Source organism: Bacteroides sp. An322, assembly GCF_002161765.1.
Lineage (GTDB): Bacteria > Bacteroidota > Bacteroidia > Bacteroidales > Bacteroidaceae > Phocaeicola > Phocaeicola merdavium.
In genome coordinates this window covers 160,985-185,151 of record NZ_NFIN01000002.1, presented here as the reverse complement: position 1 = coordinate 185,151, position 24,167 = coordinate 160,985, and the positions used below count along the sequence as shown (strand labels likewise).

General features: G+C 44.0%; 19 protein-coding genes. 8 read left to right on the top strand and 11 right to left on the bottom strand.

What is annotated here, in order from left to right:
• Nucleotides 1–18: 18 nt before the first annotated feature.
• Nucleotides 19–1,818 carry a chloride channel protein gene (locus B5F91_RS01825; protein WP_087427394.1) on the bottom strand — a complete coding sequence of 600 codons (1,800 nt, stop codon included), beginning with the start codon at nucleotides 1,816–1,818 and terminating at the stop codon, nucleotides 19–21.
• Between the two features lie 131 nt (nucleotides 1,819–1,949).
• The gene (locus B5F91_RS01820) at nucleotides 1,950–2,513 is read right to left on the bottom strand and encodes an L-threonylcarbamoyladenylate synthase (protein ID WP_087427442.1); all 564 of its coding nucleotides are present in this window, start codon (nucleotides 2,511–2,513) and stop codon (nucleotides 1,950–1,952) included.
• A 209-nt stretch (nucleotides 2,514–2,722) separates the two neighbouring features.
• On the opposite strand from B5F91_RS01820, the gene dinB reads away from it, so the two are divergent.
• The 4 genes from dinB (at nucleotide 2,723) to B5F91_RS01800 (ending at nucleotide 6,574) form a co-directional block, all read left to right on the top strand.
• Nucleotides 2,723–3,823, top strand: coding sequence for a DNA polymerase IV (gene dinB / locus B5F91_RS01815; protein ID WP_087427393.1), 1,101 nt, complete (start codon nucleotides 2,723–2,725; stop codon nucleotides 3,821–3,823).
• A gap of 100 nt (nucleotides 3,824–3,923) precedes the next feature.
• On the top strand, nucleotides 3,924–4,784 hold the full coding sequence (locus tag B5F91_RS01810) for an RNA polymerase sigma factor RpoD/SigA (RefSeq protein ID WP_087427392.1): 861 nt from the start codon (nucleotides 3,924–3,926) through the stop codon (nucleotides 4,782–4,784).
• Between the two features lie 162 nt (nucleotides 4,785–4,946).
• Nucleotides 4,947–5,354: a hypothetical protein gene (locus B5F91_RS01805; RefSeq protein ID WP_087427391.1), complete on the top strand. Its 408-nt coding sequence runs from the start codon at nucleotides 4,947–4,949 to the stop codon at nucleotides 5,352–5,354.
• Nucleotides 5,355–5,359: 5 nt separating this feature from the next.
• On the top strand, nucleotides 5,360–6,574 hold the full coding sequence (locus tag B5F91_RS01800) for a clostripain-related cysteine peptidase (RefSeq protein ID WP_087427390.1): 1,215 nt from the start codon (nucleotides 5,360–5,362) through the stop codon (nucleotides 6,572–6,574).
• An 8-nt stretch (nucleotides 6,575–6,582) separates the two neighbouring features.
• Here the strand turns inward: B5F91_RS01800 and B5F91_RS01795 are convergent, their stop codons facing one another.
• From B5F91_RS01795 to B5F91_RS01775, 5 genes are all read right to left on the bottom strand, one after another.
• The gene (locus tag B5F91_RS01795; protein WP_087427389.1) at nucleotides 6,583–7,710 is read right to left on the bottom strand and encodes a porin; all 1,128 of its coding nucleotides are present in this window, start codon (nucleotides 7,708–7,710) and stop codon (nucleotides 6,583–6,585) included.
• Between the two features lie 142 nt (nucleotides 7,711–7,852).
• The gene (locus B5F91_RS01790) at nucleotides 7,853–9,424 is read right to left on the bottom strand and encodes a peptide chain release factor 3 (protein WP_087427388.1); all 1,572 of its coding nucleotides are present in this window, start codon (nucleotides 9,422–9,424) and stop codon (nucleotides 7,853–7,855) included.
• Nucleotides 9,405–10,295: a dTDP-4-dehydrorhamnose reductase gene (gene rfbD / locus B5F91_RS01785; RefSeq protein WP_087427387.1), complete on the bottom strand. Its 891-nt coding sequence runs from the start codon at nucleotides 10,293–10,295 to the stop codon at nucleotides 9,405–9,407. The genes B5F91_RS01790 and rfbD overlap by 20 nt, the downstream gene beginning before the upstream one ends.
• A 1-nt stretch (nucleotide 10,296) precedes the next feature.
• On the bottom strand, nucleotides 10,297–10,845 hold the full coding sequence (locus B5F91_RS01780) for a DUF4924 family protein (RefSeq protein WP_087427386.1): 549 nt from the start codon (nucleotides 10,843–10,845) through the stop codon (nucleotides 10,297–10,299).
• A gap of 1 nt (nucleotide 10,846) precedes the next feature.
• Nucleotides 10,847–11,506, bottom strand: a complete 660-nt coding sequence (locus tag B5F91_RS01775; RefSeq protein ID WP_087427385.1) for a LysE family transporter — start codon at nucleotides 11,504–11,506, stop codon at nucleotides 10,847–10,849.
• Nucleotides 11,507–11,922: 416 nt separating this feature from the next.
• Here B5F91_RS01775 and purL point away from each other — a divergent pair, with 416 nt between their 5' ends.
• The 4 genes from purL (at nucleotide 11,923) to B5F91_RS01755 (ending at nucleotide 20,924) form a co-directional block, all read left to right on the top strand.
• On the top strand, nucleotides 11,923–15,624 hold the full coding sequence (gene purL, locus B5F91_RS01770) for a phosphoribosylformylglycinamidine synthase (RefSeq protein ID WP_087427384.1): 3,702 nt from the start codon (nucleotides 11,923–11,925) through the stop codon (nucleotides 15,622–15,624).
• 109 nt (nucleotides 15,625–15,733) lie between these two features.
• Nucleotides 15,734–19,708, top strand: a complete 3,975-nt coding sequence (locus tag B5F91_RS01765) for a hybrid sensor histidine kinase/response regulator transcription factor (protein WP_087427383.1) — start codon at nucleotides 15,734–15,736, stop codon at nucleotides 19,706–19,708.
• An 11-nt stretch (nucleotides 19,709–19,719) separates the two neighbouring features.
• Entirely contained in the window at nucleotides 19,720–20,259 is a 540-nt protein-coding gene (locus B5F91_RS01760) for a chromate transporter (protein ID WP_087427382.1), read from the top strand.
• Between the two features lie 77 nt (nucleotides 20,260–20,336).
• A complete protein-coding gene (locus B5F91_RS01755) occupies nucleotides 20,337–20,924 on the top strand; it encodes a chromate transporter (protein WP_087427381.1) in 588 nt (195 codons plus the stop codon).
• Here the strand turns inward: B5F91_RS01755 and B5F91_RS01750 are convergent.
• From B5F91_RS01750 to B5F91_RS01735, 4 genes are all read right to left on the bottom strand, one after another.
• Nucleotides 20,890–21,921, bottom strand: a complete 1,032-nt coding sequence (locus B5F91_RS01750; protein ID WP_087427380.1) for an iron ABC transporter permease — start codon at nucleotides 21,919–21,921, stop codon at nucleotides 20,890–20,892. The genes B5F91_RS01755 and B5F91_RS01750 overlap by 35 nt on opposite strands.
• Nucleotides 21,922–21,925: 4 nt before the next feature.
• Entirely contained in the window at nucleotides 21,926–22,987 is a 1,062-nt protein-coding gene (locus tag B5F91_RS01745) for an ABC transporter substrate-binding protein (protein ID WP_239416141.1), read from the bottom strand.
• A 188-nt stretch (nucleotides 22,988–23,175) separates the two neighbouring features.
• The gene (locus tag B5F91_RS01740; protein WP_087427378.1) at nucleotides 23,176–23,748 is read right to left on the bottom strand and encodes a flavodoxin family protein; all 573 of its coding nucleotides are present in this window, start codon (nucleotides 23,746–23,748) and stop codon (nucleotides 23,176–23,178) included.
• Nucleotides 23,745–23,990, bottom strand: coding sequence for a TIGR03905 family TSCPD domain-containing protein (locus tag B5F91_RS01735; protein WP_087427377.1), 246 nt, complete (start codon nucleotides 23,988–23,990; stop codon nucleotides 23,745–23,747). Before B5F91_RS01735 ends, B5F91_RS01740 begins: the two co-directional genes overlap by 4 nt.
• Nucleotides 23,991–24,167: the final 177 nt, after the last annotated feature.

Sequence of the window (24,167 nt, the reverse complement as noted above, 5' to 3'; positions counted from 1 at the left end):
AGTCATAACGTGTTTATTTTATTCCGCCGAAAGATCTACTAATACTTGACGGTAGGTGTTCAGCATTTTCGATTTCGAGACGAAGCCTAAATAACGGTTCTCCTCGTCTACTACAGGCAAGTTCCATGCCTTCGTTGTATCGAATTTCTTCATGACTTCTTCCATCGAGTCGGTCTTGACTATCCGTGCTTTCGGCTTCTTCATAAACCCTTCCACCCAATAGCGGTGATACAACTCCTGACGGAATATGATGTTGCGGATATCGTCCAATTCCACGATGCCTATCAGTTCATCGTTCACGTCTACAACGGGGAAAAGATTCCGGCTCGACTTGGATATGGTCTTCACCATTTCTCCCAAATCCATGTCGGGACGCACCTTCAGGAAATCGGTCTCCACGATGCTCTCGATGTTCATCAAGGTCAATACCGCCCGGTCTTTATGGTGTGTAATCAATTCGCCCTTCTTTGCCAAACGCATGGAATAAATGCTATGCGGTTCGAACACGATGATGGTCAGATAGGCGCATACCGATACAATCATCAACGGAAGGAACAAGCCATAGCCTCCGGTCAGCTCGGCTATCAGGAACACACCGGTCAACGGGGCATGCATCACTCCCGACATCAGCCCAGCCATGCCCATCAAGGCGAAATTCTTTTCGGGCACATACGTATCGCCGATATGGAACTCATTACATACATACGAAAAGACAAATCCAGCGATGCAGCCCAAGAACAGACTCGGAGCAAAAATACCGCCGCATCCGCCTCCACCGTTAGTGGCACTCGAAGCGAACACCTTAAACAAGATAATCAAGAACAGGTAAGGCACCAACAAATGTGAATTACCATAGAAAAGCGAATTGTTCATCACGGTGTCCCACTCGTATTCCGTAGTCCCATTCAGCAAGAGCGAAATCGTGTCATACCCTTCACCGTAAAGCGGAGGGAAAAGGAATATCAAGATACTCAGCATCGTTCCGCCTATCGCAAACTTGACATACGGATTGGAATAACGCCGGAAGATATTCTCTATCCAATTCATGGCGCGGGTGAAATACCATGCTACCAATCCGCAAAAGATTCCCAACGCAATGGCATGCGGAATGCGCTCCAGCGAAAACGGATAGTCCAAATGAAACTGGAACATCGCCTCCGTACCCGTAAGCAAATAAGAAACCGAAGCCGCCGTAACACTGGTAATCAGCAACGGGAGCAAAGAAGCCATCGTAAGGTCTATCATCAACACTTCCAGCGTAAATACCAGCCCGGCAATAGGAGCCTTGAAGATGCCCGAAACCGCCCCCGCGGCACCGCATCCCACCAAAAGCATCAGGGTTTTATGGTCTAAGCGGAAGATACTTCCCAAATTGGAACCGATAGCCGAGCCCGTCAACACAATCGGGGCTTCCGCTCCTACCGATCCACCAAAACCGATGGTAATGGCAGAGGCACAGACCGAAGACCACATATTATGCCGCTTGATGCGGCTCTGCTTACGCGAAATGGCATACAGAATCTTGGTCACACCATGGCTGATATCATCGCGCACCACCTTCCGGATAAACAAGCCCGTAATGAAAATACCTACCACAGGATATACCAAATACAGCCAGTTGGCTTCCATCGGGTTGAACCAATCGGTAAGCAATTCCTTAATATATTCTACCAAAAACTTCAATACATACGCCGCCAGTGCCGTAAACACGCCCACCAACAAGCTCAATATCAGAATGAATTGTTTATCTTTGATGTGCTTCTCGCGCCACGTGATGAAACGCTGGAGCACATCAAACCTTTCTTCAGAAATCTTCATGTCCTGTCTAATTTTTCATCGTTCAAAAACGCACTTAGGTCCGTTGCCCAACACATACGGCTTCATCGGCTGATGAAGCCGTATGTGTTGGACGATGAAGCCGTATGCATTTTTGTCTGTATATAGCACAATTATTCGCGGATGATTTTAACCTCTCCCCCCTTGCCCAACTTAATGATGCTGGAGGGTTTGGGATGTCCCGTCTCTTCTCGGCGGTAATCCACCACATAATCGACCGCATTCTTTATCTCTTCGCTTATCTCACTAAAGACCGCCGGAGAAGGCTCGCCGCTGATATTGGCGGAAGTAGACACAATCGCCTTGCGGAACCGGAAGCAAAGCTCTTTCGAAAACGCTTCGTTGGTCACCCGTATGCCTACACTCCCGTCTTCGGCAAGCAAGTTGGGAGCTAAATTGCGCGCTCCGTCATAAATGATAGTCAAAGGCTTGGTTGTCAAGTCTATCAGGTCCCATGCCACGGAAGGGACATCTTGTACATAAAAATCCACCTTCACCGGGCTATCCACCAAAACTAACATCGCCTTGCTATCTGCCCGGCGCTTGATTTCATATACCCGCTTTACGGCTTCCTCATTTGTAGCATCGCACCCAATGCCCCATACGGTATCAGTAGGATAAAGGATTACGCCTCCTTTATTCATGACCTCGCATGCTTTCTTGATTTCTTCTTTCATCATAATACCTATTAATTAATATCAAACGCAGAGACGCAAAAGCGCAAAGCCTCAAATTAGAGAGCAAAGACCACGGAGAACAACCTGAGAAATATGAGTCCTTAGCATCCTCTTATGATAAATCTCCGCGTTTTTGCGCCTCTGCGTTCAATAAACTCGCACAAAAGTACAAAACTTTCATTAAATTTGCACGAAGAAAGCTTTACTTTATGACTACAGAACGAAAAATCATCCACATCGACATGGATGCCTTCTATGCATCGGTCGAACAACGCGACAATCCCGACCTAAGAGGGAAACCTGTCGCCGTGGGACATGCCGAAAAACGAGGCGTAGTAGCAGCCGCAAGCTACGAAGCACGCAAGTTCGGGGTGCGCTCGGCTATGTCATCGGTAAAAGCGATGAAGCTCTGCCCCCAACTGCACTTCGTTGAAGGGCGCATGGATGTATATAAAGAGGTGTCGGGGCAAATACATGAAATCTTCCACCGATATACCGACCTTATCGAACCCATCTCGCTTGACGAAGCCTTCCTTGACGTCACCCATAATAAAAAAGGTATAGAATTAGCGGTAGACATTGCCCGTGAAATCAAGCAAAGCATCCGCGAAGAACTGCACTTGGTGGCATCTGCCGGTGTTTCTTACAATAAATTCCTTGCCAAAATAGCTTCCGATTACCGCAAGCCCGACGGGCTTTGCACCATCCATCCGGCTCAAGCCCAGACGTTTATAGACCGCTTGCCCATCGAATCGTTTTGGGGAGTAGGACCCGTTACAGCACAAAAGATGTACACGTTAGGCATTTACAACGGGAGAACACTTCGGGAATGTTCGCTGGAGATGCTTACCCGTCAGTTCGGGAAAGCCGGACAAATCTATTATAACTTTGCACGAGGCATCGACGAGCGACCCGTTGAGCCAGTCCGCATCCGCAAGTCCATCGGGTGCGAACATACGCTTGAGAAAGACCTTTCAGTAAAATCTACCCTAATTATCGAATTGTATCACGTGGCATGCGAATTATGCGAACGCCTGGAACGGAAAAACTTCAGTGGCATGACCCTTACACTTAAAGTAAAGTTCCACGATTTTACCCAAATCACCCGAAGTATCAGCACAGACAAACCTCTCCACACACTCAAAGACATCCTTCCGCTATCCAAACAACTGCTATCGGGAGTGGACTATCAAAACCACCCGATACGCCTGTTAGGGCTTTCCGTATCGAACCCGAAAGAAGAAAATCCGGAAGGACTTCCCCACCCATCTGCCCAATGGATTCAACTTAAATTTGAGTTCAAAGAATAAGAATTGACACCCTTGCTACGAATATATTTAATTTTTATTAAAGAAAGCGTCTTTGTATTCGAATTTTTTCTTATCTTTGTTCCCAAATTCGGTATAAATAATGAGACAACTTAAGATTACCAAAAGTATCACTAACCGAGAGAGCGCTTCTTTGGACAAATACCTGCAGGAAATCGGACGCGAAGACCTGATTACGGTAGAGGAAGAAGTGGAACTCGCTCAGCGTATTCGCAAAGGCGACCGCGCGGCGTTAGAGAAACTTACACGTGCCAACCTGCGATTTGTAGTATCAGTAGCCAAACAGTATCAAAACCAAGGCCTGAGCCTTCCCGACTTGATAAATGAAGGAAACTTAGGCTTGATTAAGGCAGCGGAGAAGTTTGACGAGACCCGTGGTTTCAAATTTATCAGTTATGCCGTATGGTGGATCAGGCAATCCATCCTGCAAGCATTGGCTGAGCAATCACGTATCGTGCGGTTACCGCTCAACCAGGTAGGCTCGCTGAACAAAATCAGTAAAGCTTTCTCTAAATTCGAACAAGAGAACGAACGCCGTCCGTCTCCCGAAGAGTTGGCAGACGAACTGGAGATTCCGGTAGACAAGATTTCGGATACATTGAAAGTGTCCGGACGCCATATCTCCGTAGACGCTCCTTTTGTAGAAGGAGAAGACAACAGCCTGCTGGATGTGCTGGTGAATGACGACTCTCCTATGGCAGACCGCTCCTTGGTAAATGAATCACTTTCGAGGGAAATCGACAGAGCGCTTTCTACGTTAACCGACAGAGAGAAGGAAATTATCCAGATGTTTTTCGGTATTGGAACGCAAGAAATGACGTTGGAAGAAATTGGCGACAAATTTGGATTAACACGTGAACGCGTGCGCCAGATTAAGGAAAAAGCTATCAGAAGATTAAGACAAAACTCGCGTAGCAAGTTGCTCAAATCCTACTTAGGATAAAGTGCCGGTTCCCCATTTAAATGAAGGATGAAGAATTAAGAATGAAGAATCAGCAAAACATGCCCCAATTCTTCATTCTTCATTTTTTTATGTTAATTTCCATTTGGAGAGTTTCATATATGCCCGCAAATGCTTACTTTTGCTTCACAAAACTATAGATTTATGAAACATATCAAACTGCTTTGCTTTTTGCTTATCGCATCTATCATCATTCCGGCTCTTGCTAAATCGCCGAAAGATAAAAATAAATATGGTGTATATATCGCCGGAGTGTCTGCCTCATTCTCTGATTCATTGGTGTATTTCACCGATATCCAGTACGTTGACAGTGCTCTTTTAGGCGATAACGGCTTGTTGGTAGGGCGTGCGCAATACAGCATCCAACTGAAAGAATACCTGGAGCAAAAAGAGAACGGCAAGAACCGCACTTGTTTTGTTTATTACAACAAAAAGAAAAAGAACTTGCAGAAAGAAATCAATAAGCTAAAAGAAAAATACCAAAAAGGGAACACCTTGGTGCTTATTGACGTAAACCCTGAATTCAAATTTGAAAAAGCCATACAATATTGATTATCATGAAGAAGCTGTTCCTATACATTGTTTCACTCTTCATCATAGTGGGATGTTCGGATGAAATTCCTGAACAAAAACGCCCGATACAAGCCAAACGGGCGGTCCTTGCGTATCTGATAGCCAACAACAATCTAGATACAGACATCATGAACAATGTAGTATGGATGTATGAGAGTCTGGCAAAAAGCCAAGATTCATGCTCTTTAGCCATATATTATAAACCTTCTTCAAGTAACAACTATATAAATGAAGCGCAAATCCTGACTTTCTTCACCGACGGACACGGACAAATAAACGGCCAGCCTGCTTTAGAAGGGAATGATATTACCACCAGCAATGTAGTAGGACAAGCATTGAAATATGCAGCTATCTCCGGAATCGCCACTCAAGCAGAAGTCATGCAAGCCAATCTGCAAGCCATGACAGATATGATGCCAGCTGAAAGTTACGGTGTCATTTTCGGTTCGCATGCAACTAGTTGGATGCCCGCAACAGGAACGGATATCTCTACTTTCTCGTTCGGTTATGACGGAGTGGAACGAAATTCGATTAATATTCCCGAATTTGCAGATGTATTGGAAACATGTTTTCCGGGCAATCTTGATTTCGTCCTGTTTGATGCCTGCATGATGCAAACGGCTGAAGTATGCTACGAGTTGCGGAATGCCACGCATTATTGCATCGCATCGGTCATGGAAACACCAGTAGACGGATTTCCGTACCACCTGATTCTAAACAATTTGTATCAAGAGGACATTGACTTTGACAAGCTATGCGAAGATGTAATTACCTATAACAAAAAAGAAAAATTATGGGGTACGTACGCTGTAGTAGATTGCACACAAATGGATGCTTTTGCCGCTGCAGTTCGGGAAGAAATAACATCTAAAGCATCATTATTAGAAAACTTGTCACTTCATGCAATCCAACAATACGGGGTTGATCAATTCAGCTATTTCTCATTTGATGTAGCAGACCTTATCCGTCAATTAAACGAAGGTATCCTTCCAGATTCTTTCCAACAGATTTTAAACCAAACCGTACTTGCTAAAAGCTGCATTACAAATAGCAATGCCAATCCATACGGTTCGGTATTAAGAGATGAAGAAAAATATTGCGGAATCGGTATGTATATTCCAGATGCCGCAAACAATCCAAACTGGAATGCTTATTACCGCTCCGCTATATCGTGGTATCAAGCCGTATGGGGAAATTAATTTTCAATTCAGAAAATGTATTGCAAACGCAATTGCGCCAAGAAGAAATCTTTCTTATAGAAAGCGTTGCAATGCTCCCCTACCCACACGTAGCTACCATTCAGCTTCACGCCGAAGTATTGATTAAGATACCAGTTCACTCCTAAAGACAAATCGGTCTCCTCACCTCCATAAATGCCCGCACGGTTATCGTTCATATCCGTATAGTTCAATCGGGCAACCAATTCTATGGCTTGTGGAGTGGCAGGACGGCTTGGTATGCCATACATCGCATCGTATGCGAATCCGCTGCCTTTCAAAAGGAAACCGCCTTGAATATATCCCCCATGCGGACGATAAGCCTTCTTACTATCTGTACGGTTCAGCCGGTCGAAATAATATTCTGCCTGAACCATCCAACGAGGAGTCGTATAAAGTGCTTCGATTACTCCTTTTACCTCCGTTCCCATATCGGGTATCTCCGCTTCGAGCAACGAGGCAGGAAACATCGAAGTAATGCCTTCACTATCTACCGTGCCCATAGGCGGTTCTTCGGTATTGACTTGCTTCGTCCGAAAAGAAAAAGCTCCTCCTACATGAATCAAATGATGCGCTTCCCTTTGTTTACGCCATACGGCACGCGAAGTAGATACAAAAGCATTCTTCTGACCTTCCCCTATTTTATTAATATCGTTATGCGTATAAACCCCTGTCGCCGCATACCATGAATCAGTATAAAAATGATAAGTGACACCCAACTTACGGCTATCGCTAAAAGCCAAGACCGATGCCGCCGACTGATGAAAACGCAAATCTGCCGTACTGATAAGCATATCCAAAGAAAAAGGTTCATACGCATTACCCAACGAAAGCACACTGTTCTTGAAATGGTAATTCAGCAACAAATCTTTTATTGCTACTTTCCCACCGCCCAATCCAATATCAGCTTTCGCTTCCCAATGCCCATAAACGGCTTTGAATCCGACCCGGAAATCTTCTAACCGATAATAGCCCTGTACGTCTTCCTTGCCATAACCTGAAACCATAGCATCCAGCAAAGCACGCGAACGGAACTTAATCTTTAAAGACTCTTGAGCTGATACAGAAGACAATCCAATTACAACCCACCAAAAGAAAAACCAAACAAACTGTTTCATATACAAATAAAGGATTCATTGTTTCCGCCGGCAAAGCTACTCCGCCTTTCCCGTTGAAACAATGAATCCCTTATGTATCATAAATGCAATTTATACATTCACATTTATGTCAGAGAAATGTCATAGAAATGAAACCGGATTATCAGAACTCACTGGTAAAGTGGAACTTAATATGCTTAAAGTCATTCTGAGCCATCTGAAGCACATATCCGCTATCGGCAAGGAAGACATCGCGACCTTCACGGTCTTTTGCCATATACTGGAATTTACGCTTCTTGAAGGCTTCCAACTCTTCGGGGTCATCGCTCTCTATCCAACAAGCCTTATACAGACTGACCGGCTCCCAACGACACTTCGCATTGTATTCGTTTTCTAAACGATATTGGATGACCTCGAACTGCAACTGCCCTACCGTACCAATCAATTTCCGACCGTTGAATTGATTGATGAACAACTGTGCCACACCCTCGTCCATCAACTGGTCAATGCCTTTATTCAATTGCTTGGTCTTCATCGGATCGGCATTTTCAATGTACTTGAACATTTCCGGAGAGAAACTGGGCAAACCCTTGAAATGAAGCATTTCACCTTCGGTCAATGTATCGCCGATTTTAAATGTCCCGTTATCCGGCAAACCGATAATATCGCCTGCCCAAGCCTCGTCTACCGTAGTCTTGCGCTGTGCCATGAATTGTGTAGGCGACGAGAAACGCATCGTCTTGTTATGACGCACATGCAAATAAGGCGTATTACGAGTAAACTTGCCTGAACATACTTTGCAGAATGCCACACAAGAACGGTGGTTCGGGTCGATATTAGCAGTAATCTTAAATACAAAACCGGTAAACTTGGGTTCATCGGGCATCACCATACGTTCTTCTGCCTGCACCGGACGCGGACTGGGAGCTATCTCCACAAAACAATCCAACAATTCCTGCACACCGAAATTATTCAATGCAGACCCGAAGAACACCGGAGCCAGTTCCCCTTTCAAGTATTCATCCACATTAAATGCGGGATATACCCCTTCTATCAACTCCAAATCATTCCGAAGCTTCTCAGCCAACGGCGCGCCGATGTGATTATCCAAGTCTTCGGTATGTATATCTACCTCAACCTTTTCCGTCACTACTTGCTTCGAAGGCTGGAACAAGTTCAATTTCTTTTCATAGATGTTATATACACCTTTAAAACGCGGACCGCTCTCAATTGGCCATGTCAACGGACGTACATTGATTACCAATTCCTCTTCCAGTTCATCCAACAAGTCGAACGGGTCTTTAGCTTCCCGGTCCATTTTATTGACGAATATAATTACCGGCGTATTACGCATACGGCACACTTCCATCAGCTTACGGGTCTGTGTTTCTACACCCTTTGCACCGTCCACCACAATGATTACACTATCTACTGCGGTCAAAGTCCGATACGTATCTTCCGCAAAGTCCTGGTGACCGGGCGTATCCAAAATGTTTACCTTATAATCATGATAATCAAACTCCATCACAGATGTCGTAACCGAAATACCACGTTGTTTTTCGATATCCATCCAGTCGGATGTAGCGGTTTTCTTAATCTTATTCGACTTTACAGCACCTGCCACCTGAATCTGACCTCCGAAAAGCAACAATTTCTCGGTCAATGAGGTTTTACCGGCATCCGGATGCGCGATAATCGCAAATGTCCTTCTTCTTTCAATCTCCTGATTTGCCATATTTATTATTGTTCTCAATTTTCAATTTTTGAATACATTCTTTCAAACTATCTACCCAATAAGGAATTTCTATTTGATACGTTTGTTTGATTTTCGTCTTATCCAAAACCGAATAATGCGGACGAGTTGCCCGAGTCGGATATTCTTCAGTATGGAGCGGACGGACACGGCAAGTAGTTATTCCTGCCAATTGATGAATCATTTTCGTAAAATCATACCACGAACAGACCCCTTCATTACTGAAATGATAAACACCCGGTACGATTCCTTTATTCAATGCCGCATAAATAGCCGAAGCTAAATCGCGGGCATAAGTCGGAGTACCGATTTGGTCAAAAATAACACCCAACGATTCTTTTTCACATCCTAAACGCAGCATAGTCTTTACAAAATTATTGCCAAACGTAGAATAAAGCCAAGCCGTACGGATAATCATCGTGTTCGGACAATACTTCATCGCTTCCTGTTCTCCGGCTAATTTTGTCGAGCCATATACCGAATTCGGGCAGGTAGGGTGGTCTTCCCGATAAGGGATATGCGCCGTACCATCGAAAACATAATCGGTGGATACTTGCACCAGCCATCCGTTGCGGCTCTGAATTGCCTTAGCCAAATATCCCGGAGCCAAACGATTCAGCTTATCACACAAATCCACATTGTCTTCCGCTTTATCGACCGCCGTATATGCCGCACAATTCACGATAACATCAATCTCATGCGCTTTTACATAAGCCTCAACCGCTTGTTCATCGCAAATATCCAGCTCAACCACATCGGTAAAGAAATAATTAAATTCTTTATTCGCTTCAGCCTGAAGGCGCATTTCATTACCCAACTGGCCATTTGCACCTGTGACCAATACATTTTTCATATCAATCTAAATCTAATTCTCCCTTTTTATCCTTTATATAATAACCGGCAAGCATTGCCAGCAAATCACTGATTACTTTCACCGCTTTTTGGGTGTCTTCACTCACCTCTTTCTTTTGCAGTTTCAGCATCCACACGCCATACATTGCATCGAAACATGTTTCCAATTCAGGCACATCCTTATCCGCGCCCTTTGCCCGAAGCTCTACGATAAAGGGCAAAGCCTTGTAATAAGCAGCACTATAATAAGGGAACTTAGGCGAACGAAGCAAGCGCAAATGCAAATCGGTCAGCCATACGATAATGTTCTTATTGATTTGCAAATGCCCTTTCTGCATCACTCCTTCGTCATGCATCATGTTGATCAAATCAATATACCATTGCGTCAATTCTTTCTTCTGAGCTTCGGAAAGCGAAGGATAAGGTTCGATAATACACTTCTTTATCTGCTCGATATCGAACCCGTTGGCGCGAATCAAGTCTTCCACCTGCCACATATAAAGCAGGTATTCCGCAATATTCTGTTGTTTTAATTGTTGAGAGATATACATATCAAGCTAATGATTTTCCGAGACAAGCAAATACAATACCTACAATTGCCGCAATCATCACCACCACGCCGATGATACGATTTAGCATCCAGATGCCTCGCACATTGAACCGAGTACGCACCTTATTGACAAAATACGTAATGCTAAACCACCACGTGACGGCTCCCAATATGATAGCAAGATAGCCTACCAACTGGAATCCGATAGGGCTGCCCGGCATCACAAACGAGAAACGGGCAAAGAGACCGATAAACAGGAAGATAATCAACGGATTGGAAAATGTAACAAAAAAAGCAGTGACAAAATTATGCAAGTACGTTCCCCGCTTTCCCGAAGAAGGGCGCAATGATTTCACCGGATTGCTCCGAAACGTATAAACACCAAAAGCCAACAACATAATGCTTCCCACTACTTGCAGAAAGAGTTGGTGCTTAACGATCAGCTCGTCCATAAAACTCATGCCGTATCCCGTAAGCAACGCATAGCAAATATCGCTTAACGCCGCTCCCAATCCGGTCACAAAACCAAACCAGCGTCCCTTATTCAATGTACGTTGAATACAAAGAACGCCCACAGGTCCTAACGGAGCAGAAACCACCACTCCCACTATAAACCCTTTTATCAATAAATCCAGTATGGTAACCTGTTCTATCCAATTCATAGTGCAAAGATGCTACTTTTTTGCGAAATTACCTACAATTTTCCTCGCTAATATCGAAAAGAAAGCAGAATCATTATCCGATTCGAAACAAAAAGCAACCGAAAATATATACAAACCCATACGCAACTAGGAGAGTTTGCCTATCCATATACTTGAAAAGCTTCACGCTGATAGCTGCATTCTACGTTCTTCGTTCCAAAAACATACGTTCTTCGTCCCAAAAACGTACGTTTTCCATTGCAAGAACGTACGTTTTTGGAACGGAAAACATAAAACCCAGCCTACTGCACAAAGAAATCATAGTGAACTAAACACATTGGATATGGATTTTCCCAAATTTGTTCGGTTATTCCAAGTAATTGTGTAACTTTGCACATTGATTCATCAGAAAATACATTTTTAATCCAAACAAGCGTATGATTCTATTTTTCAGAACACCCAATCAAAGTGTGATTGCTACCCAATGCAACAAGGAAATGAATGCAGACGACATCCAAAAGCTGAGTTGGCTGTATAGCAATGCTACGGTAGAAAAGGAAGAGAATTTACAAGGTTGGTTCATCGGTCCACGCCGCGAAATGATTACGCCGTGGAGTACGAACGCGGTAGAGATTACCCAAAACATGGGGCTTACAGGCATTCGCCGTATCGAGGAATACTTCCCCGTAAAAGACGAGAACGCGGAACACGACCCGATGCTGCAACGTATGTACCACGGACTCAACCAACAGATATTTGACGTGAACATCAAGCCTCAACCCATCATTTACATCGAAGACTTAGAGGCTTACAACGAACAGGAAGGGCTGGCTCTTTCACGCGAGGAGATGGACTACCTGTTGAAAGTAGAGAAAGACTTGGGACGCAAGCTGACCGACTCGGAAGTGTTCGGCTTCGCTCAAATCAATTCGGAACATTGCCGCCATAAAATCTTCGGAGGGACTTTCATCATCGACGGGAAGGAAATGGAATCGTCCTTGTTCCAGATGATTAAGAAGACTACACAGGAAAACCCGAACAAGATTATCTCGGCTTATAAAGACAATGTGGCTTTTGCCGAAGGTCCCGTAGTAGAGCAATTCGCTCCTGCTGACCATTCTACATCCGATTACTTCATTATTAAAGACATAAAGACCGTTATCTCCCTGAAGGCGGAAACCCATAACTTCCCTACCACGGTAGAGCCGTTCAACGGTGCGTCTACAGGTACAGGAGGTGAAATCCGCGACCGTATGGGCGGAGGTAAAGGTTCGTGGCCGATAGCAGGTACAGCTGTCTATATGACTTCTTATCCACGTACCGATGAAGGACGTGAATGGGAAGACATCCTGCCCGTGCGCAAATGGTTGTATCAGACTCCCGAACAGATTCTTATCAAAGCATCAAACGGTGCTTCTGACTTCGGAAACAAGTTCGGCCAACCATTGATTTGCGGTTCGGTATTGACGTTCGAACACCAAGAGAACAACGAGAAATATGCCTACGATAAGGTAATTATGCTTGCCGGAGGTGTGGGCTACGGAACAAAACGCGACTGCTTGAAAGGTACTCCCGAAGCCGGTGATGAAATCGTAGTAGTAGGAGGCGATAATTACCGCATCGGACTAGGAGGCGGCTCTGTATCTTCGGTAGAGACCGGACGTTATTCATCGGGTATCGAGCTGAACGCCGTACAACGTGCCAATGCAGAAATGCAGAAACGTGCTTATAATGTGGTACGTGCCTTGTGCGAAGAAGATACCAACCCCATTGTTTCCATCCACGACCACGGTTCGGCAGGTCACGTAAACTGCTTATCGGAATTGGTGGAAGAATGTGGCGGTCTGATTCACATGGACAAACTTCCTATCGGAGACGAAACGCTTTCCGCAAAGGAAATCATTGCCAATGAATCGCAAGAGCGTATGGGATTGCTGATTGAAGAAGAATCTATCGAACACGTAAAGAAGATTGCCGAACGCGAACGCGCTCCGATGTACGTAGTAGGAGAAACTACAGGAGACCATCGTTTCGCATTCGAACAAGCCGACGGTGTACGTCCGTTCGATCTTGCCGTAGACCAGATGTTCGGTTCTTCTCCTAAGACTTATATGGTAGACAAGACCGTAGAGCGTCATTATGAAAACGTGACCTATGATGTCGCTAAATTAAACGAATATGTGCGCCGTGTGCTCCAACTGGAAGCCGTAGCCTGCAAAGACTGGCTGACCAATAAGGTAGACCGTTCGGTTACAGGTAAAATCGCACGCCAACAATGTCAAGGCGAACTCCAGTTGCCTTTGAGCGATTGCGGTGTGGTAGCACTTGATTATCGCGGTGAAAAAGGTATCGCCACAGCTCTCGGACATGCTCCGCAAGCTGGTCTTGCCAATCCGGCATACGGCTCTGTACTGTCTGTAGCCGAAGCCTTGACCAACATTGTATGGGCACCTTTGGCTGACGGCATGGACAGCCTCTCGCTTTCTGCCAACTGGATGTGGCCCTGCCGTTCGCAAGAAGGCGAAGACGCACGTCTTTATACAGCGGTGAAAGCCTTGTCGGACTTCTGTTGCGCTTTGCAAATCAACGTTCCTACAGGCAAGGATTCGCTTTCGATGACCCAGAAATATCCGAACGGCGAAAAGATTATCAGCCCGGGAACCGTTATCGTATCTGCAGGAGGCGAAGTATCGGATATCAAGAAAGTAGTTTCTCCGGTCATGGTGAACGACCCGAAGACAACTTTCTATCACATCGATTTCAGCTTCGACCAGCTTCGCTTGGGAGGCTCGGCTTTTGCCCAATCTTTGAATAAGATAGGCGATGATGTACCTACCGTACAGAATCCCGAATACTTCCGCGACGCATTCCTCGCCGTTCAGGAACTGGTAAATAAAGGATTGGTTTTGGCAGGACACGACATCTCAGCCGGAGGTCTCATTACCACTTTGCTTGAAATGTGCTTCGCCAATACAGAAGGCGGTATGGAAATCAGCCTCAACAAGTTCAAGCATGAAGACATCGTGAAGATTCTTTTCGCCGAAAATCCGGGTGTGGTTATCCAAGTAGCCGACAAGCACAAGCACGAAGTGAAGAAGATATTGGAAGAAGCAGGTGTAGGTTTCGTGAAATTAGGAACGCCCACCGAAGAACGCCACATCCTCGTTACGTTAGACGATGCTACCTATCAGTTCGGTATTGATTATCTGCGTGACGTATGGTATTCTACTTCTTACCTGCTCGACCGCAAACAGAGCATGAACGGATGCGCCAAGAAACGTTTCGAAAATTACAAGAAGCAACCACTTGAAATCGTATTCGACAAGTCATTTACCGGAAAACTTTCCCAATTTGATCTTGACCCTAACCGCCGTACACCAAGCGGCATCAAGGCTGCTATCATCCGTGAGAAAGGAACCAATGGAGAACGTGAAATGGCATACATGCTTTACTTGGCAGGTTTCGATGTGAAAGACGTGACAATGACCGACTTGGTAAGCGGACGCGAGACCTTGGAGGACATCAACATGATTGTGTTCTGCGGAGGATTCTCTAATTCAGACGTATTAGGCTCTGCTAAAGGATGGGCAGGCACCTTCCTGTTCAATCCGAAAGCCAAAACGGCACTCGATAACTTCTACGCACGTAAAGACACGCTTTCATTGGGCGTATGCAACGGATGCCAGCTGATGATGGAATTGGGCTTGATTACTCCCGAAGACAAGAAACAAGGCAAGATGCTCCACAACGATTCACATAAGTTCGAATCGGCATTCTTGGGCGTGACCGTTCCGATGAACCGGAGCGTAATGTTCGGTTCACTGAGCGGTTCGAAGTTGGGTATCTGGGTGGCTCACGGCGAAGGCAAGTTCTCTCTGCCTTATCCCGAAGACCATTACAACGTAGTGTTGAAGTATTCGTATGATGAATATCCGGGCAACCCGAACGGGTCGGATTACAGCGTAGCAGGTATTGCCAGCCAAGACGGACGCCATTTAGCAATGATGCCCCATTTGGAACGTGCTTGCTTCCCGTGGGAAAACGCTTACTATCCGGCTAACCGCATTTATGAAGACCAAATCACTCCGTGGATGGAAGCCTTCGTCAATGCACGCAAATGGGTAGAAGCGCATAAATAATTCATCAAAAAACAAACACAGAGACACGAAGACACAGAGTTTTTATGAAAATTAATTTCTTTGTGTCTTTGTGCCTCTGTGTTCAATCTAAAATTAAATATTCACCGTTATGCTACACAAGTTCTTTATCCTAATGGGGCTGATATTAGCATCCTTACTCCCTGCAAAAGCCCAGATATTCGAATACATCGACATGGATAACGGACTTAGCAGCAGACGGGTACTTTCTATCGGACAAGGAAAACAATACTACATCTGGGTACTTACCCATAAGGGCGTGGACCGCTATGACGGGAAACGGTTCACTCATTATAACCTCTGTCACAAAGGGAAAGCCCTCAATTTCTATCCCAACCTAAACATCCTCCATACAGACCACAATGGGAAAGTATATGAAATAGGGAAAGACGGTTTCCTTTTTCATTACGATGAGCGAAAAGACTCGTTCCAACTTGCGTTCGACCTAAAGCAGCGTTATCCCGAATTAAAAAAACGTCCTATATCTGCCGTTTATATGGACGATGCCGACCGCGTGTGGTTTTGTGTAGACCAACATATCATTTTATATGATATAAAAGGAAAACAGGTTTACAAGTCAACGAATCCTCTTCAAGGGAAAATCACTTGTATCACACAAGCCAATGACACGGAGTTCTATCTTGCCACCGAAAGGCAAGTCTGCCGAATCCAACTCAAAGAAGGCAAGATTACAAATGCCCGTCCGATTGTCCTGCCTTCCCTTCAATTGATAGACTATATCTATTATCACCGCCCTACAAAAAAGTTGGTTATCAACAGCCTGCTTGATAAACTCTTTATCTACAACCCACAAGAAGGTAAACTCATCTCGATGGGCGAATCAATGAAAGACATTGGCATCAACAAGATTATCCCTGACCGTCAACGTCCCGATACACTTTACATCGCCACCGACGGAAAAGGCATTTATCGGTTAGAGGTAAGCCGTGGATATCTCGCGCCTTTCTTACGTGAAGACCCGCATACCCCCAACAAGATGAACGGAAACATCATCAAAGACATTTACCAAGACCTGTCTGGAAGACTTTGGAGCGTGGTCTACCCCACCGGCATTACCATTTACTCGGAACATTATCCCAGCTATAAGTGGGTTAAGCATTCGCCCAATAATCCTCACTCACTTGCCAACAATTGTGTGAACGCCATCTTAGAAGACGCGGAAGGCGACATTTGGTATGCCACCAGCAACGGAATAAGCTGCTATCAAAAAGACAAAGACCAATGGATAAACTTCCTCACCGATGAATCCGGAACGAATAACGAAAGCGAAAACCGCATTTTCGCCTCGCTTTGTGAAGTAAAACCCGGACTCATCCTTGCCGGAGGCTACATGTCAGGCGTTTACATGATAAACAAGCATACACGGAAAACCACGTTTTATCAACAACATAGCATCACTCCCGATGAAGGTCCAGACAAATACATCCGATGCATCTACCGCGATACGGACGGATTAGTATGGACCGGTGGTTTTTATCGCCTAAAGTCGCATAATCCACAAACAAACCTTACCAATGAATACAACATTGGATATCCTGTTACAACAATCCAACAAAGAGACGCACATTCTTTATGGATTGGAACCATTAATGGTATTTATATCTTCGACAAGACAACTCAAGAATTCCGTCCTTTAGAAAATGAACAAATGGGATGTATCAACGTAATTTACACAGATTCGGTACAGAATACCTACATTGGCACATACGGAAACGGATTATTTGTTTTGCCTAACGGCAAGACTGAATTCATCCATTACCATACTGAAAATAGCGGCATAGGAAGCGACAATATCTATTGCATTATTTCAGACCGAAACAGAAACCTTTACATAGGTACCGAAAATGGCTTGTCTTTCTTTGATTGCGCAGAAAAGTCTTTTACCAATTGGACTAAAGAACAAGGCCTTCTTGCTGCTAGCTTCAATCCGAATGCCGCCCTCCATACCCGCGACGGCGTCCTGATATTTGGAAGCAACGAAGGTGCTATTGTCCTTCCTGATGATATCAAATTGCCTAGCGAATTCTATAATCATATCGTATTTACCGACCTAAAAATCATGTATCGTACGGTTCACCCCGATGGGCAAGACTCACCACTTTCCCAACCTATTGACCAAACTGAGCAAATCAAACTAAGATACGACCAAAACACGTTCTCGCTTAATGTTTCATCCATTAATTTTGATAATCCATCTAATATTGCCTACACATGGAAATTAGAAGGATTTTACGACCAATGGTCTTCCCTTACAACCGATGGACTTATCCAATATACCAATCTATCGCCGGGCAATTATACCCTCCGCGTACGAGCGGTACTGACCAATAGTCACCAACCTATAGAAGAACGAAGTATCCGCATCTTGATAGGACGTCCGGTATGGCTCACTTTTTGGGCATTTTTAGGTTATGCATTTATCATTATCGGCATCACGTGGCTCATCGTGCGCATTAAAATCATCCGCCATGAAAAACAAGTATCACAAGAAAAAATCAACTTCTTTGTTCATACTGCACACGATATTCGTACCCCACTTACCCTCATTAAGGCTCCTTTAGGTGAGATACTAAAAGACGAACAGTTAAGTGACAAAGGGGTGAGAAATCTAAACCTCGCTCTGCAAAACACAGAAAATCTGTCTGAACTAGCAAATAATCTTATCAATTTCCAAAAAGAAAGTTATTATAGTTCACAAGCCACGGTATCACGGTACGAATTGAACCAATACCTACAAACCTACCTGACACAATTTAAGGCGTATGCAGAACAAAAAAACATTGCTTTGCATTACAAAAGTGCACCTGAAAAATTCGAAGTATGGATAGACCGTAATAAAATGGATTCTATCCTGCGTAACCTTATCAGTAATGCCTTAAAATATACACCAAGCGGAGGAGAAGTACGAATAGAAGCCGGACGCGCCAAAAACCGTTGGACACTGAACATTGAAGATACGGGCATAGGTATCTCTAAGGAAGACCAAAAGAAACTGTTCCGTTTCCTTTTCCGCGGACGAAACGCCACAAACCAACTCATCACAGGTTCTGGTATCGGAATGTTGCTTACCTATCGCCTAATACGTAATCACGAAGGACGGATAAGCTATACTAGTACAGAAGGCATAGGAACTACCTTTACTTTGAGTTTCCCCATACAGAGCGAACGCTATCTGTACCAAGCTGAAAACATCCCTGAAAACGTCTTGTCTGAAGAAGAAAAACAAGAAGAAGTGTTCACGAATGTTCCCCGACTTGCGAACACACAGCAAACCCCTCCCAATGCCCCCCATATCCTAATAGTGGAGGACAACACGAGCCTACGCAGTTTTTTAGCAGAAAGTCTGGCGGATACTTATTACACAGAAGAAGCTGGCAACGGGCAAGAAGCACTTGACAAAATACATATCACACCGCCCGACTTGGTCATTTCAGATGTGATGATGCCTGTAATGAATGGCGAAGAGATGTGCGGAATCTTGAAAAGTGATATCGAAACCAGCCATATACCCGTCATCCTGCTCACTGCCCTCGGTACCCGTGAAGATATTTTACGAGGCTTGCAAACTAAGGCAGATATGCACATCGTAAAACCATTCGACCTCACCGTATTGAAAGCCAACATCAGCAACCTATTAGAAAACCGCGAATTTATCCGCAAGAGACTGAAACAAGCTTCAATGGAACCGGATCCGTCTGCTGAAGAAATTCACCTTCCATCAGGATTGGACGAAAAATTCATACAACATGTCACTGCATTCATTAAAGAAAACCTAAGTGGCGATCTGACTGTAGACACCCTCTGCGCAGAGATGAACATGAGCCGCACTGGATTTTATAACAAAATGAAGGCACTCACCGGTATCCCACCCAATGAATTCATTCGCAACATCCGTATGCAGGAAGCTGCTGCCTTACTGAAAAGCCGGCAATATACCGTAGCGGAAGTTTCCGACCGCATGGGATTCGCCGACCCAAAATACTTTGCAGATACATTCAAAAAATTTTATGGCGTACCGCCCAGCGTATATAAGAAAAACGAATAAACTCAAACGATATGAACTTTTACATCAAATCATTTCTCATCTTCACTCGCATTGGGATGTTCACCATCGGCGGAGGATATGCCATGGTTCCTCTGATTGAAGATGAACTGGTCGACAAACGGAAATGGATTACTCGCGAAGACTTCCTCGACTTAATGGCACTAGCGCAAACTGTTCCTGGCATCTTTGCAGTCAATATTGCCATCTTCATAGGCTACAAGCTACGCCGTTTTTGGGGAGCTTTCTGGATGGCATTAGGCACTATCTTACCTTCGTTTCTCGTCATCCTTGCTATCGCCCTTTTCTTCCAGCAGTTCAAGCACTATCCAGCGGTGGAAAGCATATTCAAGGGCATCCGTCCTGCCGTAGTCGCATTGATAGCTGCTCCAACATTTAAAATGGCAAAGTCTGCCCGTATCAATCGTTATAATGCATGGATACCAATAGTCTCCGCACTTCTTATTTGGCTCTTAGGTTTCTCGCCTATCTATGTCATTATCCTGAGCGGATTGGGTGGATACATTTATGGGAAATTGAGAATTAAAAATTGAAAATTAAAAGTTTACGTATACTGTTACTAAGTATCAAATATTCATTATTAACTATCCATTATTAACTAAAACAAAAAATGCTTTTCTTACAACTTTTCTACGCATTCTTCAAAATCGGCCTCTTTGGATTTGGAGGAGGCTATGCCATGATTTCCATGATACAAGGTGAAGTAGTGACACGCCACGAATGGCTTACTTCAACCGAATTTACCGATATTATCGCTATCAGTCAAATGACTCCGGGTCCTATTGGAATCAATTCAGCCACCTACGTAGGCTATTCTGCGGTAGTGGGTGCAGGCTATTCGCACGCCTTAGGCATCTTAGGTTCTATCATCACCACCGGAGCAGTAGTGCTACCTTCATTCATTCTTATGGTACTTATCAGCCGCTTCTTCCTCAAATACCAAAAACACCCAGCTGTAGCTGCAGTGTTCAGTGGATTACGTCCCGGTGTAGTAGGCTTGCTAGCAGCAGCAGCTTTGGTACTGATAAACAGTGAAAATTTTGGAACTGATAGCTTACAAATTATCATCAGTACCGTATTGTTCCTCATTACTTTCATAGCCTCCTATTGCTTCAAAACTAATCCTATATTACTTATCGTACTAAGCGGTATCGCTGGCTATGTTATTTATGGAATGAACTGCGTTGGCGAATTATAACATAAATAATAACCGGTACTCCCAACACAGGAGTAACGGCATTAAGAGGAATAACCCCACGTTCACCAGGAAGTAAACATAGCAAATTGCAAAGCAAAGCTACAACACATCCTGTCAGTAAAGTCACCGGAAGCAAAAAACGATGGTTTGCTGTGCCTAACAACATACGCGCCACATGGGGAACTGCAAGTCCAATAAAAGCAATAGGTCCACAAAATGCAGTAGTTACTGCAGTAAGGAAACCAACTATTACTAATAACCACGACCTCACATGACGCACACGAATACCTAAATTCTCAGCATAACGAGGTCCCAACAAAAGAGTGTTAAGAGGTTTTACCATAAACAAGGCAGCTAGCAACCCCAAAAACATAATTACCGAAAAAGCTGGAAGTTGAACAGATGATACACCTCCAAAACTACCCAATCCCCAAATAACAAACGAATGAACCCCCTCATCTGTAGCAAAAAAATTGAGTAAAGATATAACGGAAGAAGTCAAATATCCTATCATAATACCCGCAATAAGTAACATTACACTATTACGAATCAGAACAGAAAGAAAAAGTACAGCGAGCATTACTATCATCGCTCCGACAAATGCCCCTACCACCATCGAAAGGAAACCAGAAAGCACAAATTGCCCCGTCACAATACTTCCTCCACCTGCCAACACGACTAATGCCACGCCTAAACTAGCACCAGAACTAATACCTAAAATAGAAGAATCCGCAAGCGGATTACTAAAAACTGTCTGCAAAATCAATCCAGATACAGCCAATGCTGCCCCACAAAGCAAAGCCGTAATACATTGAGGAACACGAGATTCCCATACGATAAAGTTCCAGCCTGAATCAGAAGAATCACTCCCCAAAAGAATAGCGGTCACTTCATCCGCAGGAATTGATACAGCTCCCCAGTAAAGATTTGCTGCTACAAGTGCCAACACTGCCATTACTAGCATTGTTATACAAATATGGTTCTTATTTGCTTTCATATATTTATTCAGACAATGGCGTGAAATAACGCATCTCATAATTAGGGAACAAATTAGGATGAAATACCGCAATTAAGTCCTTTAGCAACCGTTCGGGATGAAAAGGAGTTTCCTCATAATAAAGAACTTTCGCAGTGTTACATCCATATATCCTCCGCTTTCGAAATGCATCAAATCCAGCGTAAGGACGATAATCCCGCTCTAATTCAGCATAAGTCTTGTCATGCATCTGATTATATTTAATCAACCAATAATCAGCATGACGGGCACGGTCAAATACGGTTTCGAAGGACAAGGGAACGGAGCCATTTTCAGCAATAGTCCCGAAAGCATAACACGCACCGGCATCAGCATACATCTGCCCCGTAACACTCTTTCCGCCAGGCACATACCACGCTGAACCTTGCTTCAATTCCGCTAATACGACAGGCTTTTCTTCTGTTTCATCCGCTACATGCCGCAATGCTTGATACGCATATTCCACCTTTGTAAACAAAGAATCCGACTCGTATTCCTTTCCAATCAACATTCCATAAAAACGCATCCATTCAGCACGTCCCAATGCCGAAGTTTCCATATAGTCAGCACATTCTATTAACGGAACACCTAATTTTTCAATCCTTCCGTACGAGCCATTTTCAAAAGGTGAAAGCAAGATACCATCAGGACGCAAAGCAATCACACGCTCGATATTAGGACTCATACTACTTCCGACATCAGTTACTTTTCCCTCAGCCACACGCCGATGTATTTTCTCCAAACGGATATACGGCAAATCGCATACTCCACGCACCGCTTCTACCATTCCTAGTTCATCGAACAATCCACAATGTACTGCCGAATAAACCAGCATCCGTTCTAACGGAATACGCACTACCGTACCTTGAGGCAATACACGAGGTAGAGGCTTTCGTTTATCTACTAACAAGTAAGTATGCAAGACACGTGTTAAATCCCATGGATTGCGTACTGTGACTTGTGTAAATGCTTTGTACTTTACAATCGTTAAATATTGCGCATACGCCAACCGCAGAGTGTCTCCTTTTTCAGCAATTCCAGTCTGCATCTTCTGTTTTCCACTACAAGCAGAAAGCAAAAACGCACATGTAACTATCTCCCAAAATAAAATCACAAGCCATCGTATTTTGATTGTCTTACCCATAATTATGACATTGAGCACAAAAAGATACAAAACCACAGAGACTCATAAATTTATCTATATAAAACTCCGTATCTTTGTATTCTAGATTTAATTCATTCTAATTTCCGTACTACTCGACGGCAACGCTCCAGTTTTTTTTCACTTACGGGAGACTGCTTGGTACCTCCCACTTCAATCGTATCAACAACTTTAAATCCACTCCATTTCAATATTTCTTTCAACGCACGGATAACTCCGCGTGTTTGATGAAATAAGATATTAAAAGGATAAACCGTAGTACACGTACTCACCAACACCGTCCGCTTGCCTCGATGTAAAGCCCGAGGAATGCCTCTTGGGCTTTCACTCATCATTCCATACACCATACGATCGAATAATACCTTCAATTCACCCGGCATATTGCCCCAATAACAAGGTGCACCGATAATCAGTACATCACATGCCTGAATCAGACGAATCATCCGTTGGGCATCATCTTCGGGCAACACACAAACTTGTTTAGAACGACACACCATACATCCTGTACAAGGATGTACACACAAATCGGAAACACGAATTGATGAAACCTGCATCCCTACCCTTACAGCTTCCTCCTCCATTACATTCAGCATACGGGAGATATTTCCTTTCGGGCGCGGACTAGCATTAATTATCAATACATTCATACTTTCATCGAACGCAATGCTTTGCAAAGCTGGTCTGGGCACGAAGTGATTTTATTTCCACACCGAATGCCTTCTAATCGAGCGATAACTTCTTCTACTGGCATTCCTTTCACTAAAGCACTGATGCCTTGCAAATTCCCGTTACATCCTCCCGTATAGCGCACATTTTTTACAATGCCGTCCTCCACTTCCACCTCAATACGAGTACTACAAGTACCTTGTGTTGTATAATTGATTTCCATAATTTTCTATCTAAAATGTAATTCTGCTATGCAAAAGTAATGCTATTTTTTGAAATACAATAATCTTAACCAATTTACTTATCACAGTAAGAACGAATAAAGTCCGAGGTACTGAACGCTTTTCAGCCCCGGACTTTCAGGAAAAAAGAATGTATCAGAGTTGTATCAGAGATACCA

What these genes read in the sequence shown, in the direction of transcription:
- B5F91_RS01750 (WP_087427380.1), bottom strand. Translation starts at nt 21,921, where the DNA reads ATGAAAGCAAATAAGAACCATATTTGTATAACAATGCTAGTAATGGCA.
- rfbD (WP_087427387.1), bottom strand. Translation starts at nt 10,295, where the DNA reads ATGAAAAATGTATTGGTCACAGGTGCAAATGGCCAGTTGGGTAATGAA.
- B5F91_RS01755 (WP_087427381.1), top strand. Translation starts at nt 20,337, where the DNA reads ATGCTTTTCTTACAACTTTTCTACGCATTCTTCAAAATCGGCCTCTTT.
- B5F91_RS01820 (WP_087427442.1), bottom strand. Translation starts at nt 2,513, where the DNA reads ATGAAAGAAGAAATCAAGAAAGCATGCGAGGTCATGAATAAAGGAGGC.
- B5F91_RS01795 (WP_087427389.1), bottom strand. Translation starts at nt 7,710, where the DNA reads ATGAAACAGTTTGTTTGGTTTTTCTTTTGGTGGGTTGTAATTGGATTG.
- B5F91_RS01745 (WP_239416141.1), bottom strand. Translation starts at nt 22,987, where the DNA reads ATGCAGACTGGAATTGCTGAAAAAGGAGACACTCTGCGGTTGGCGTAT.
- B5F91_RS01780 (WP_087427386.1), bottom strand. Translation starts at nt 10,845, where the DNA reads ATGTATATCTCTCAACAATTAAAACAACAGAATATTGCGGAATACCTG.
- B5F91_RS01810 (WP_087427392.1), top strand. Translation starts at nt 3,924, where the DNA reads ATGAGACAACTTAAGATTACCAAAAGTATCACTAACCGAGAGAGCGCT.
- B5F91_RS01765 (WP_087427383.1), top strand. Translation starts at nt 15,734, where the DNA reads ATGCTACACAAGTTCTTTATCCTAATGGGGCTGATATTAGCATCCTTA.
- B5F91_RS01790 (WP_087427388.1), bottom strand. Translation starts at nt 9,424, where the DNA reads ATGGCAAATCAGGAGATTGAAAGAAGAAGGACATTTGCGATTATCGCG.
- dinB (WP_087427393.1), top strand. Translation starts at nt 2,723, where the DNA reads ATGACTACAGAACGAAAAATCATCCACATCGACATGGATGCCTTCTAT.
- B5F91_RS01775 (WP_087427385.1), bottom strand. Translation starts at nt 11,506, where the DNA reads ATGAATTGGATAGAACAGGTTACCATACTGGATTTATTGATAAAAGGG.
- B5F91_RS01800 (WP_087427390.1), top strand. Translation starts at nt 5,360, where the DNA reads ATGAAGAAGCTGTTCCTATACATTGTTTCACTCTTCATCATAGTGGGA.
- B5F91_RS01805 (WP_087427391.1), top strand. Translation starts at nt 4,947, where the DNA reads ATGAAACATATCAAACTGCTTTGCTTTTTGCTTATCGCATCTATCATC.
- purL (WP_087427384.1), top strand. Translation starts at nt 11,923, where the DNA reads ATGATTCTATTTTTCAGAACACCCAATCAAAGTGTGATTGCTACCCAA.
- B5F91_RS01825 (WP_087427394.1), bottom strand. Translation starts at nt 1,818, where the DNA reads ATGAAGATTTCTGAAGAAAGGTTTGATGTGCTCCAGCGTTTCATCACG.
- B5F91_RS01740 (WP_087427378.1), bottom strand. Translation starts at nt 23,748, where the DNA reads ATGAATGTATTGATAATTAATGCTAGTCCGCGCCCGAAAGGAAATATC.
- B5F91_RS01760 (WP_087427382.1), top strand. Translation starts at nt 19,720, where the DNA reads ATGAACTTTTACATCAAATCATTTCTCATCTTCACTCGCATTGGGATG.
- B5F91_RS01735 (WP_087427377.1), bottom strand. Translation starts at nt 23,990, where the DNA reads ATGGAAATCAATTATACAACACAAGGTACTTGTAGTACTCGTATTGAG.